This window comes from Clostridiales bacterium (assembly GCA_017569285.1).
Lineage (GTDB): Bacteria > Bacillota > Clostridia > Christensenellales > Aristaeellaceae > Aristaeella.
The window spans coordinates 2,772,679-2,786,421 of the sequence record CP069419.1; the positions used below are offsets into that span (position 1 = coordinate 2,772,679).

The window sequence follows — 13,743 nt, forward strand, 5'->3', positions numbered from 1 at the left end:
GAAGCTCTTTTTCGTGCGTGCTCAACTATTTACCAGGAATCGGTTCCCGGGTCATTTTTGCTTTCTGAACTGGGCAGGAGTTACGCCTTCTTCTTCCCGGAAGCATCGGATGAAATAATTGGGAGTTGCAAAGGCAAGATGGTCAGCAATCTGCTGAATGGACTGATTCGTGGACAACAGCAGCATTTTGGCACGGTTGATTCGCGCTTTTTTGATATACTGATGAATCGACTGTCCGGTTTCTTTTTTAAATTTCTCTGTCAGATAATAATCCGAATATCCGACCAAAGCTGCCAGGGAACTTATCTCCAGCTTTTTATCCAGACCAAGTTCAATATAATCACAGCACCGCTGTATGGGCTGGGAGTAATTTGGATTGGCGTGCAGGTGGTGCACGTGATATATGAAATCGTGATACATAGCGCTGGCCAGGGCGGACAATTCTCCGGAATCAAAGCAGTTTTCAATGGACTGAATATAGGAATTGTTCAGCGGATAAGCAATTTCCGGCGAAAGCCCGCCCTCCATTGCTGCCCGGCTTACGAGTGTGGTAAAGACTACCAGACTGGTTTTTGCCTGGCGAAGAGGATCCTTACCGTGTACCGGAACGCCGGGACTTATATTGATGGAGTGCTGAAGAGCACGCCGGTAGTTGATATCCCCGGTGCGTACCATGGTAAGCAGTATGTTTTCCGCCTGGTATACCTGATTCAGATCGCGATGCTCATCCGGTGAAATAGTTATCTCTTTTTCACCGGAATCAGTACTCATAAAGGCATCCAGCCCCAACTGATCATTGTTCAAGGCATTGTGCAGCATAACAGCATAGCGGATAAAAGACGAAAAGGACAAAACCGGCATTTCATCCAGGTGTGACAGCAGTGACTGAATCCATTCTTTCGGACGGGACGATACAGGCAGCAGAACGCGCCTGACTGTGTCCGCATCCGGCTGCTGATAGAATACGGGACCGATGACAAACATCAGTTCCCGGTTTCGGGCCTGCTGGAAGATCAAAACCCACTGCATTCCCACAGCACTGCCGATCAGCAGCGGACGCGTATTTACCCGATCCGCTGCTGCCCGCATTTTATCATAGGCACCCAGATGGACAAATAAATCCGGAAGCAGATCATCAGGATTTGATGCGGCAATAAGCTGCCCTTTCCGATTATAGCACCACAAATACAGTTTCTCATTGGCGGGCAAGGCGCGAATCAGGTAATCCAGCCTTTGCTCACCGGGAGTCAGCATATCCATCATCATTCCACCCTTACCCCCAAATTCTATCATATTGATTATCAATAATATTGTTGACCGGAAATATTATAAACAGTTTTAATCCCATGGATCAACAGCAAAGTTCCTGAATTTTTATCATTTTATACTGATTCTTTGACTTTTTTTGCACGAATCAATCTATCTATAATATGGACAGGATGGTAATTAACCAGCCAAACAGGACAAAATAACAAACTGACCATCAAAAGAAAGGAAGGTTTTCATGACAAACACGAATGCCATTCAGAACACTGACGGTGTGCAATACCGCAAAGCCAAGCTTTGGCAGATTATCCTGATCGCTTTCAATGCCTTTAACGGCATGGCGGTTTATTTCCTGATCGGTCTGGCAAGTTACTCTGCTTCCATCGGTTATGGCATTGCCACGCTGATTGTGGGCGGACTGCTGACTTTCACCCGCATTTTCGATGCGGTGACCGATCCGCTCCTGGCCTTCCTGTACGACCGGGTGAATACCCGCTGGGGAAAGGTTCGTCCCCTGATGCTGCTGGGCTGGGCCATCCAGACCGCCGGCCTGCTGTGCATGTTCAACTTCTTCTCCAGCAAGGGGCACGGCGTGCCGGTGTTCCTGCTGTTCTACATGGTGTACGTCATCGGCTATACCATCATCAACATGACCGCCCAGACCCTGCCTGCCCTGATCACCAACGATCCCAAGCAGCGCCCCACGGTAGGTGTGTGGCAGACGGTGCTGAACTATCTGACCCCCATGGCGCTGAACATTATCGTATACACCAAGCTGATGCCTGCCATGGGCGGCAGCTTTAACCAGGAATTTTTGAACGTGGTCACCTGGCTGTGTGTCGGCATTTCCTTTGTCGGCGTGCTGCTGACGTGCATCGGCGTGTCCCAGTATGACAAGCCTGAAAACTTCAAGGGCATCAAGAACGAACGCCTGAAGCTGCGGGATATGTTGGATGTGCTGAAGCACAACAAGCCCCTGCAGAGCTACATTGCTTCCGCTGCGTCCGATAAGATCGCCCAGCAGGCATCCTCCGCGTCCATTGTCAGCACCATGCTCAACGGTATCCTGATCGGTAACATGGGTCTGGCGACGACGCTCAGCATGATCGGTATGCTGCCATCCATTCTTTTTGCCGCCTACGGCGCGCGCTATGCTGGTAAACACGGCCATAAGGAAAGCATCGTCACCTGGACCCGGAACTGCATATTGGCCAATCTGGTTCTCATTGCTTTCTTCATCATCACCCGCCAGACGGTGGGCACAGAAACCATTGCCAACATGGGCGTGACAATGATCCTCTTTGTAGCCCTGACCTTCATCACCAACGGCTTTGCCATGTGCGTAACAACGGCAAATACCGGCTTCATGGCGGATATCATCGACTATGAGCTGGACCGCAGCGGCAAGTATATCCCGGCAGTCGTCACAGGCACCTACAGCCTGGTGGACAAGATCGTTTCCTCCTTCTCCGCAGCCATCGCCACCGGCTGCGTGGCCCTGATCGGCTATACCGCCACCATGCCTCAGCCCGGCGACCCCGCTACCTCCGGCGTGTTCTGGATGACCATGTTCCTGCGCTACGGTCTGGCTATCCTGGGCTGGATCGTTACCCTGATCGCCATGCGGTACTGCAAGCTGGATAAGAATGAAATGGTCAACGTTCAGAAGCGGATCGAGGAAAAGAAAGCTTCGGCGCAGAATGAACTGTTTGAAAAAGAACTGCACAAAGGAGATCCTGCCAATGCGTGAAATCACAGTATTAAAGGAAGGCTGGCGTTTCGGCAAAAGCCGGGACGCCGCCCTGGAGGCGGTTTCGCTGCCCCACACCTGGAATGCCGTCGACGGCCAGGATGGAGGCAACGACTATTACCGCGGCACCTGCTGGTACGCGCGGGAGCTGTCCGCGCGGGAAGCCTCCGGAGATACTGTGTTCCTCGAGCTGAATGGCGCTGCCCACACCTGTGAAGTGTATCTGAACGGGGAAAAGCTGTGCCATCATGAGGGCGGATATTCTGCCTTCCGGGTGGAACTGACCGGAAAGCTGCGGGACAGGAACCTGCTGGAGATCTCTGTAAGCAATGAAGACAGCGATCACGTATATCCACAGAAGGCGGACTTCACCTTCTACGGAGGACTATACCGTGAAGTACGGTTGATTTCCGTCCCCAAGGAACATTTTGAACTGGTGAAGGACGGAACACCCGGTATTAAGGTGACACCCATCGTAAACCTGAAAAAAAAGACTGCTTCTGTTACCGTGGAAACCTGGCAGAATGCGGACACCGTTACTGTTACTGTGAACGGTGAAAAGAAAACGGTTCCATCTGAAAACGGCCGCGCGAAAGCAGAGTTCGTGATCGAAAACGTTCATCTGTGGGACGGCGTTGACGACCCGTATCTGTATACCGCAACAGCCACGCTGGACAGCGGGGATGAAATCCATGCCCGCTTCGGATGCAGGAAATTTCACTGTGATCCGGAAAAGGGTTTCTTCCTGAACGGACGCTCATATCCCCTGCGGGGTGTATCCCGCCATCAGGACCTGAAGGGCAGGGGAAACGCACTGACATATGAGGATCACGCTGCCGATATGAAAATCATCCGGGAAATCGGTGCGAACACGGTGCGCCTGGCGCATTATCAGCATGCCCGGGAATTCTATGATCTGTGTGATGAAAACGGGATCGTGGTATGGGCGGAAATCCCTTACATCACTATGCACATGAAGAATGGCCGGGAAAACACGCTGAATCAGATGCGGGAACTGATCACCCAATGCTATAACCACCCCTGCATTGCGGTGTGGGGCCTGAGCAATGAAATCACAGCTGCCAGCGCGGTTGACGAGGATCTGCTGGAGAACCATCGGCTGCTGAACAACCTTTGCCACCGGATGGATAAGACGCGCCTGACCACCATGGCCGACGTGTTCATGCTGGAGATCGACAGCCCCATCCTGGAGATCCCCGACATCAACAGCTACAATCTGTACTTTGGCTGGTATCTGGGCGAGCTGGAGCAGACGGATGAATTCTTTGACGAGTACCATGCCAAGTATCACAACCGGGTGATTGGCTTTTCCGAATACGGAGCCGACGCCAACCCGGCCTTCCATTCCTCCCATCCCGAAAAGGGCGACTACACCGAGGAATATCAGGCGCTTTACCACGAGCATATGCTGCGCATGATTGAAGCACGGCCGTACCTCTGGGCTACCCATGTGTGGAACCTGTTTGACTTCGCCGCCGATGGGCGCGATGAAGGCGGCAAGCATGGCGAAAACCAGAAGGGCCTTGTCACCTTTGACCGGATGCTCCGCAAGGACGCCTTCTATCTCTATAAGGCCGCCTGGAATAAAACAGAGCCCTTCGTGCATCTGTGCGGCAAGCGGTATATCAACCGCTGCGAGGAAGAAACCGAAATCAAGGTGTATTCCAATCAGCCCCATGTGAAGCTGTATGTGGATGGAGCCTTCGTGGGCGAGCAGGATGGGAAAACCTTGTTCCGCTTCCGCATCCCGCTGATGGGTGAGCATCTGGTGGAAGCTTTTGCGGGTGACGTCCACGACAGCATGTGTGTCTGCCGGGTTTCCGAACCGGACGAAAGCTATATTTTCAACAAAGCTGCCGCTTCCGTCACCAACTGGTTTGACAGCGGGGATATTGACCCGACCTGTTTCTCCATCATGGACACCCTGGGCGAAATCCGTCAGCATCCCCAGGCCGGGACCATTGTGAACCAGATGATGGCCAAAGGAGCATCCGAGCGGGGCGATGTCGCCGACGCGGTGAAGGATAATCCTGCGCTCCAGCGCATGATGGGCCGCATGACCATGCTGAGCCTGCTCAAGCAGGGCGGCGCGGATGAACAGAGCATCAAGCAGCTGAACCGCATTTTGCAGGGGATCAAAAAATGAGGAAAGCAGTACAGCAAATCATGCTGGGGACCGTGACGGGCAGCGAAGCCGCTGCCCGTACGACCCTGCAGCGCATCAAGGCCGCCGGCTATGACGGCCTTGAACTCAACCGCTTCATGATTCATCCCTCTTCCCTGATGATCCGCATGATGACCCGGGCGGCGGGCATGCCCACCGGCAAGGGCGGGAATCTGGACTGGAAGAAGCTCATGCGGGAATCGGACCTGTCCGTCATCAGCCTGCATACCGATCTGGGAAGCCTGGAGAGAGAAGTGGAAGCCGCAGCCATGGAAGCCCGGGAATTGGGTACGGACAAGCTGGTGATCACCGGCATGTACCGCTTTGATTATGGGGACGAAAAGGCTGTGCGGGATCTGGCATCCCGGCTCAACAAGGTGGGCGAAGTGCTGAAAATGATGGGGCTTTCCCTTTTGTACCATAATCACAATGTGGAACTGCTGCAGGTAAAACCCGGTTTGCGCGCCTATGACCTGCTGCTCTCTGAAACCGATCCTGACTGTGTTGGCTTTGAGTTTGACAGCTATTGGTTCACGGATGGCGGCGCGAATGCCAGGGACTGGATGCGCCGCCTCGGAAGCCGCATGAAGCTGTGGCATATCACCGACCGGGGTTCCCATCAGAGCGGCCCGGCTATGACTCCCATTCTCAAGCAGGACAGCATGGAGCTTGGCACCGGCAATATGGATCTGGAAGGGCTGAAAGACATTGCCCTGCAGAACGGCACAGAGGCTGTCGTGCTGGAAAGCCATAAAAACTGGATTGACAAGGATCCCGTCAAAAGTTTGGAACTCAGTGCAAAATGGCTGAAAGAGAGGTGCTGAAATGCTGATCAGGAATGCGGTCCTTCCAGCCTGGCAGGCCCAATGGATCGACCCCGAGATGGCCCATGATGCGGGAGTCAAACAGCCTGCATCCTGCCTGTGCCGCCGGTTCACCGTAGAAATGCCCGGCAGCGCACGCCTGTATATCACCTGCCATGGCCTGTACGCCGCTTTCCTGAACGGGAAGCGGGTGGGTGATTTTGTGCTGGCGCCCGGCACCGGGGATTACCGCAAGCGCCTGACAGTGCAGTGCTATGATGTAACGGAACTGCTGAAAACCGGTGAAAACGAGCTGGCCGTCACCTTGGGCGACGGTTGGTATCGGGGCGGCGTGGGTATCGACGGCCTGCGGAATTTTTACGGGGATGACCTGGCCCTGCTCTGCCAGCTGGAATTGAACGGATCCGTCATTTTGTGCAGTGATGAAACCTGGGAGGCCAGTCAATCCGGCCCCATTCGGGAGAATGATCTGGAAATCGGTGAAATCTATGACGCCCGGATGGAGAAGATTACCGACTGGCACGGCGTGACTGTGCGGGACTTCAGCTTTGACAATCTGGCAGAGACCCAGAGCGTGCCCATCCTGGAGCAGGAACGCTTTCCGGGCAGGATCATCAAAACACCCAACGGTGAAACGGTTGTTGACTTTGGCCAAAACCTGGCAGGCTATACGGAACTGCGCGTTACCGCCAATGCTGGCCAGAAAATCATCCTGTGGCATGGGGAAACCCTGGATGAGAATGGAAACTTCACCCAGAAAAACTTTGAGCCAGGGGATCGCAACAAAAACGGCGGCATTCCCCAGAAAACCGAATATACATGCAAAGACGGCCTGAACGTGTACAAACCCAGTTTTGCCATTCACGGTTTCCGCTATGCCAAAGTGGAAACGGACATTGATCTGACGGACGCCCAATTCACCGCCATCGCAGTGTATTCCCGGATGCCTCAGACGGGTTTCTTCACCTGCGGAAACGCGGATGTGAACCGCCTGTTCCAAAACAGCCTGTGGAGCATGCGTTCCAATTTCTGCGATATCCCTACCGACTGCCCGACCAGAGAGCGGGCGGGCTGGACGGGTGACGCGGGTGTATTCGCCCCCACCGCTGCTTATCTCATGGACTGCTATCCTGTACTGCGCAAATGGCTGGGCGAATGCCGATCAGCCCAGGAAGAAAATGGCCTGGTACAGAATATCGCGCCTGTTAACGATCAACGGAATCAGATTACCATGATGCTTCAGGGCAGCGCCGGGTGGGGAGATGCCTGTATTCTGGTGCCCTGGGCGCTGTATCAGGCTTATGGGGAGCCAGCCATCCTGGAAGAAAACTACGATATGATGACCCGCTGGCTGGCCTTCTGTGAAAACAGGGCAAGGGAAAACACAAGGCCTCAGAACGAGAACAATCCCTGGAAAGAATACCTGGCAGACCAGGGCTTCCACTTCGGCGAATGGTGCGAACCGGATGTGAATAATATGCTCGCCATGCGGAAAAACGCCACGGAAGGTGCGCCGGAAGTGGCTACCGCATATTATTATCGTTCCGCTTCTTTACTGGCGCAAATCGCCGAAGTCCTGAGAAAACCTGAGGATGCTTCGCGTTACGCTGAAATTGCGGAAAAAGCAAAAAAAGCCTATCGCTTCTGCTGCCTGAAGGATGGCCAAATTATCTCTGACCGGCAGTGCGAATACGTGCGGCCCATTGCCTTTGGCCTTCTGGATGGGGAAGAAAACCAACAAGCGGCAGACGCTTTGAACGCGCTGGTGATCAAAAACGGATATCATTTGAATACCGGCTTCCTGTCCACTCCCGATCTGTGCCGGGTGCTGGCGGAAAACGGCCACACAGATACCGCCTATAAGCTGCTTTTGCAGAAGGACTGTCCCGGCTGGCTGTATGAAGTGAAGCAGGGCGCGACTACGATCTGGGAAACCTGGGACGGCGTGCGGCCTGACGGCACAGTGCACGATTCCCTGAATCACTATTCCTATGGGGCTGTTTGCGGGTGGCTGTTCAGCGGCGTGTGCGGCATTCAACCGGAAGCAGGCAAACTGACGATCCGTCCTTACCCGCATCCCTCCCTGGGCCACGCGGAGGCAAAATGGCTTTCTCCCGTGGGTGAGATCCGCAGCGAATGGCAATATGAAAACGATCAGATTCTGATGAATATCGCGGTCCCCGTTTCGGCTGAAATCATACTGCCGGATGGCAGGAAATACCAGGTGAAGGCAGGTGCGTACAGCTATGAAGTATCTCTGTAATCCCGTCAACATTAACTACCGTTATCAGTTTAATGCCGATCCCAGGCTGCACGGAAAAATCCAGATCTGCCGGGAAGCTGCTGACCCTTCCATGATCTTTTTCCATGGCCGGTATTATATCTTTGCTTCCATGACGCTGGGCGTGTGGGTATCCGATGATCTGTCCAACTGGGAGAACCATCGGCTTCCCAGGGAACTGCCTTTGTATGATTACGCCCCCGACGTACGGGTGATGGGCGACTGGGTATATTACTGCGCCTCCCGGCGGGAAGAGAACTGTGACCGGTACCGTACAAAGGATATCCTGAACGGGCCCTACGAAAAGATTGAAGGCAGCTTTCCTTTCTGGGATCCCAACCTGTTCATTGACGATGACGGGCGGGTGTATTTCTACTGGGGATGCTCCAATATCACGCCCATCTGGGGCGTGGAACTCGATCCCCAAACCATGCAGCCCATCGGTGAAAAGCGTGTGCTGGTGGAAGGCCATCCCTTTGAAATCGGCTATGAGCGAGTGGGAGAGGATAACAGTCAGCTGCCTGCCTCTGAAGCTGAAATAGACGCGGCTTACGAAGCGTTCCACAAGCGGCAGGGCATTTCTGAGGATCAGGTGCCGGAACAGGTGAAGCCGCTAATCCGGGGCATGTTCTCCAGAAAACCTTATATCGAAGGGGCCTGGATGGACAAACAGAATGGCAGGTATTATCTGCAATACGCCTGCCCGGGCACCCAGTACAATACCTACTCCGACGGCGTGTATGTGAGTTCCGGCCCGCTGGGGCCCTTCACGCTGGCAGACAATAATCCATATTCCTATAAGCCCGGCGGCTTCCTGCCCGGCGCGGGGCATGGCAGCACCATGCGGGATGAACAGGGTAACTGGTGGCACACATCCACCATGCGGATCAGCATGAATCATGATTTTGAACGCCGGGTGGGGATCTGGCCCGCAGGCTTCGATGCGGACGGTGAGCTTTTCTGCAACCAGCGCTACGGAGACTGGCCCATGACCCTGGAGGGTGATCCCTGGCGCAATCCCGCCTGGATGCTGCTGAGTGCGGGCAAAAAGGCCATAGCTTCTTCATTCACGGATGGCCATGAGCCGGAAAAAGCCACGGAGGAAAACGTGCAAAACTGGTGGCAGGCCGCATCCGCGGACCGGCACGAATGGCTGCAGATCGATCTGGGCCGGGAATTTGATGTGCATGCCATCCAGATTAATTTTGCCGATGATCAAATCGACATTCCCTGTCCCGGGCAGGTGTCGGGCGGCAGCCAGGCCCGGTATATTGAAGAACGGGATCTGACCACTCAATGGAAACTGACGGGAAGCACCGACGGGAAGGCGTGGTTTGTTATTACGGATAAGTCCGACGCGCAGACAGATCTGTCCCACGACCTGATTCTCCGGGAAGAAGGCTTCCGGGTACGTTTTCTGCGCCTTTCCGATATATCGGTGCCCTATGGCCGACAGCCCTGTATCTCCGGCCTGCGGGTGTTCGGCCTGGAGCATGGCGAGAAGCCGGCTGTGCCTGTGTTCACAGCCCGGCGGGACAGCGATCTGGATATGACGGTTTCCATTCAACCGCAGGATCATACGCTGGGTTATAACATTCTGTTCGGAAACAGCCCGGAAAAACTGTATCACAGCTATATGGTTTTCCAGACGGGAGAGAAGCGCGTCGGCGCGCTGATCAAAGGCAGAGATTACTTTGTGCGTGTAGACGCTTTTAACGAAAGCGGCATTACTGAGGGTACCTGTATTCAACTGTAAGGAGGGATTTCGCTATGTCGTTCCCCAAAGGCTTTTTGATCGGGGCGTCCACCGCCGCCCATCAGGTGGAAGGCAATAATATTAACAGCGATTACTGGGCGCAGGAGCAGATGCCCCATTCCAGCTTTACGGAGCCCAGCGGCATCGCCTGTGATCACTATAACCGATATGAAGAAGATATCCGTCTTTTAGCGCAGGCCGGATTGAACGCTTATCGTTTCTCCATCGAGTGGGCGAGAATTGAGCCGGAAGAAGGACGCTTTGATGAGAATGAGATCCGGCATTACCGGAAGGTAATTCACTGCTGCCGGGAAAACGGCGTGGAACCCATAGTGACGCTGATGCATTTCACCAGCCCGGTATGGCTGATCAAAAAGGGTGGCTGGGAGGCCGAAAACACCATCGGATATTTCCGCCGCTATGCTGCCTATGTGGCCGAAAAGCTGGGCGATGAAATCAGATATATCTGCACCATCAATGAAGCCAACATGGGCCTGCAGCTGGCGGCTATCTCCAAACGCTTTGAGCTGATGGCCCGGCAGGCCCGGAAGAACGCGCAGAAGGCAGAAGGCACAGTGCAGGTGGGTATGAATTTCCAGAAGATGATGGAAAACATAAAGTATGCCGCTATGGAGAACGCGGAAATCTTCGGCACCCCACAACCGCAGATTTTTGTTTCTTCCCGTACCCCGGAAGGCGACATCCTGGTATTCCGCGCTCATCAGGCAGCCAAGGAAGCCATCAAAGCCATTCATCCTGAAATCCAGGTTGGCATCACTCTGTCGCTCCACGATCTGCAGGCGCTTCCCGGCGGACAAGCCTTTGCAGAGAAAGCCTGGGATGAGGAATTCCGCCACTATCTTCCCTACATTCAGGGAGATGATTTCCTGGGTGTACAGAATTATACCCGCACCCAATATGGACCGGAAGGCCAGCTTCCATGTCCTGAGGGGGCTGAACTGACGCAGATGGATTATGAGTTCTATCCGGAGGCCCTGGAGCATGTGATCCGCAAGGTACATGAGGTGTTCAAAGGGGATTTGATTGTCACCGAGAACGGCATTGCTACGGCTGACGACACCCGTCGGGTGGAATTCATCCGCAGGGCTTTGCAGGGCGTTGAGGACTGCCTGAATGACGGGATCCCTGTGAAAGGTTATTGCCACTGGAGCCTGATGGATAATTTTGAGTGGCAGAAAGGCTTTGGCATGACCTTTGGCCTTATCGCAGTTGACCGGCAGACGCTGAAGCGTGTTCCTAAAGAGAGCCTGTTTTATCTGGGGAAATACCATCATGGGAATGCTCAGATATAGAATGAGGGGGAGAGAAACCACATGCTGAAGAACGTACTGAATACGGATCTGACCGGGAAAGTTGCCGCAGTAACCGGCGCGGGCGGTGTGCTGTGCTCGTGTTTCGCGAAGGCGCTGGCCCGGGCGGGAGCGAAGGTTGCCCTGCTGGACCTGAACTTTGACAATGCGGATCGGTTTGCGCAGGAGATCCGGGACGAAGGCGGCATCGCGAAAGCTTACGCTTGCAACGTGCTGGACAAGGAAATCTGTTACCAGGTGGCGGATGAAGTGCTGGCAGACCTGGGTCCCTGCGACATCCTGATTAACGGCGCGGGCGGTAACAATCCGAAAGCGACCACTGATAAAGAATACTTTGAGCCGGGTGATATTGAGAGCGAAACGAAATCGTTTTTTGACCTGGACAAATCCGGTGTGGAATTCGTCTTCAACCTGAACTTCATCGGCACCCTGCTGCCTACCCAGGCCTTTGCGCGCCAGATGGTTGGAAGGGAAGGCTGCAATATCCTGAATATCAGCTCCATGAACGCCTACTGTCCGCTGACCAAGATTCCGGCTTATTCCGGCGCGAAGGCGGCAGTGACCAACTTTACCCAGTGGCTGGCGGTGCATTTCAGCAAAGCTGGTATCCGGGTCAATGCCATTGCCCCTGGCTTCTTCGCCACGAAACAAAACGCCGCGCTGCTTTTCAATCCAGACGGAACGCCCACGGAACGAACCGGCAAGATCCTGGCCGCTACCCCGATGGGCCGTTTCGGCGACAGTGAAACGGAGCTGTCCGGCGCCGTACTCTTCTTACTGAACAACGATGCTGCTGGCTTCATCACCGGTGTGACCATTCCGATCGACGGCGGGTTTTCTGTGTATTCCGGAGTGTAAATACCAGATTGACGATTAGCTCTGCTGAGAACTGAAGCCATACTGTTCGGCGTTCCAAATCCCACGAAAATCTCATTATATTTTCACGAAAATGGAATCCGGTAAGGAAAAATGAGGATTGATCAGGAACAATACACAACATCTTCAAGTCCTGTTTCCCGCACCAAAGAGCTTCTGAGAAATCAGAAGCTCTTTTTCGTTGGCTGCATCGGAGAATGAAAGTTTGACAGGGAGATTGGATTCTATGTATAGTGGCGGTGAAAAAGGGAATGGAATCCCGTTCTAATCACTTCCATTTCGAGAAACAAAACACATCTGCTGCAGCACGGCCTGCCTGAATGGATCCGGAGAAAGGGGAAGGGCAATGAACGAAAGACTGCGGAAAATAACAGGGAAAATGGAACGGGGGGAAACGGTCATCGGCGTGTTCGTTCTCCTGGCGGACGCTTCGGTCAGCGAGATCGTCGGCTATTCCGGCTGCGATTTTGTGTGGATTGATTCCGAACACGGGATGATGGACCGCCGTGAAATCTATCATCACGTATTGGCTGCGCAGTCAGCGGGCGCCTGCGCCTTTGTGCGTGTTCCGGGGGTGGAGTATTATCAGATCAAGAACACCCTGGACATGGGGCCGGACGGCGTTATCTTTCCTTTTGTAAATACCCCGGAGATTGCGCGGAAAGCCGTGGAGGCCTGCACCTATCCCGCTGACGGCGGCAAGCGGGGGATCGGGCCGCTGCGCGCCATCCGATACGGGCTCGACAATGAAGCGGAATACCTGAAGGCTGCCCGGGATGAGGTATGGAAGATTCTCCAGATTGAAAGTATGGAAGCGGTCGATCACCTGGAGGAGATTGCGAAAGTACCCGGGTATCATTCCCTGTTTGTGGGGCCGGCCGATCTGGGAATGTCCATGACCGGCATCGATCCTGAAGACAAGCCGGCCCTGATTGCGGATATCCAGCGGCGGACAGCCCGGGCAGCCGCGGCAAACGGGAAGTACTGCGGCTCCTGCGCTGGGCCTTCCAAAGAATCCTGCAGGGAATTGCAGGACCGGGGCGTTCAATGGATGACAATCGCCCAGGATGCGAGAATCCTCAGCGCTTACCTGGCGGATGCCGTCCGAAAGATCAGGACATAAAACGTGAAGGGAGATACTGCGAGAAAGAGCTGGAACAGCGTGAGCGGAAACTGGGGGCTTTTTCCCAGGCCGTCCAGAACAGGAAGGAATCCTGGTATGACCGGATCCATGTGAGCGTGAAAACCATGGACTGGGTGATCGGGATTGTATCCGGCCTGCTGGTCATCGTCATCATCCTAATCATCCTGGAAGCAACCGGAGTGTTCAAACTGTAACTGTTTCCGGGTACGGCCGGGGAGAACTGAAAGACGGGCATCCTTTCCCGAGAAAGACGGAAGATGGCCGGTGGAGAAAAAAGCAAAGCGGAGATTGCCTCAGAATGAGACAGCCCCGCTTTTTTCAACGGATATT

9 protein-coding genes are annotated in these 13,743 nt (G+C 54.2%); 8 read left to right on the top strand and 1 reads right to left on the bottom strand.

Annotation, left to right across the window (positions count from 1 at the left end; translation table 11 throughout):
* Positions 1-51: 51 nt before the first annotated feature.
* Positions 52-1,266 carry a helix-turn-helix transcriptional regulator gene (locus tag JNO48_12290; GenBank protein ID QTE67952.1) on the bottom strand — a complete coding sequence of 405 codons (1,215 nt, stop codon included), beginning with the start codon at positions 1,264-1,266 and terminating at the stop codon, positions 52-54.
* A 238-nt stretch (positions 1,267-1,504) separates the two neighbouring features.
* Between JNO48_12290 and JNO48_12295 the strand changes: the two genes are divergently transcribed.
* From JNO48_12295 to JNO48_12330, 8 genes are all read left to right on the top strand, one after another.
* The gene (locus JNO48_12295; protein QTE67953.1) at positions 1,505-3,016 is read left to right on the top strand and encodes an MFS transporter; all 1,512 of its coding nucleotides are present in this window, start codon (positions 1,505-1,507) and stop codon (positions 3,014-3,016) included.
* Positions 3,009-5,183, top strand: coding sequence for a glycoside hydrolase family 2 protein (locus JNO48_12300; protein QTE67954.1), 2,175 nt, complete (start codon positions 3,009-3,011; stop codon positions 5,181-5,183). Before JNO48_12295 ends, JNO48_12300 begins: the two co-directional genes overlap by 8 nt.
* Entirely contained in the window at positions 5,180-6,025 is an 846-nt protein-coding gene (locus JNO48_12305; protein QTE67955.1) for a sugar phosphate isomerase/epimerase, read from the top strand. Before JNO48_12300 ends, JNO48_12305 begins: the two co-directional genes overlap by 4 nt.
* A 1-nt stretch (position 6,026) precedes the next feature.
* A complete protein-coding gene (locus JNO48_12310) occupies positions 6,027-8,288 on the top strand; it encodes a family 78 glycoside hydrolase catalytic domain (GenBank protein QTE67956.1) in 2,262 nt (753 codons plus the stop codon).
* Positions 8,272-10,062, top strand: a complete 1,791-nt coding sequence (locus JNO48_12315) for a family 43 glycosylhydrolase (GenBank protein ID QTE67957.1) — start codon at positions 8,272-8,274, stop codon at positions 10,060-10,062. The genes JNO48_12310 and JNO48_12315 overlap by 17 nt, the downstream gene beginning before the upstream one ends.
* 14 nt (positions 10,063-10,076) lie before the next feature.
* Entirely contained in the window at positions 10,077-11,375 is a 1,299-nt protein-coding gene (locus JNO48_12320) for a glycoside hydrolase family 1 protein (protein QTE67958.1), read from the top strand.
* A gap of 21 nt (positions 11,376-11,396) precedes the next feature.
* On the top strand, positions 11,397-12,251 hold the full coding sequence (locus JNO48_12325) for an SDR family oxidoreductase (GenBank protein ID QTE67959.1): 855 nt from the start codon (positions 11,397-11,399) through the stop codon (positions 12,249-12,251).
* A gap of 364 nt (positions 12,252-12,615) precedes the next feature.
* Positions 12,616-13,392: a host specificity protein gene (locus JNO48_12330; GenBank protein ID QTE67960.1), complete on the top strand. Its 777-nt coding sequence runs from the start codon at positions 12,616-12,618 to the stop codon at positions 13,390-13,392.
* Positions 13,393-13,743 lie beyond the last annotated feature (351 nt).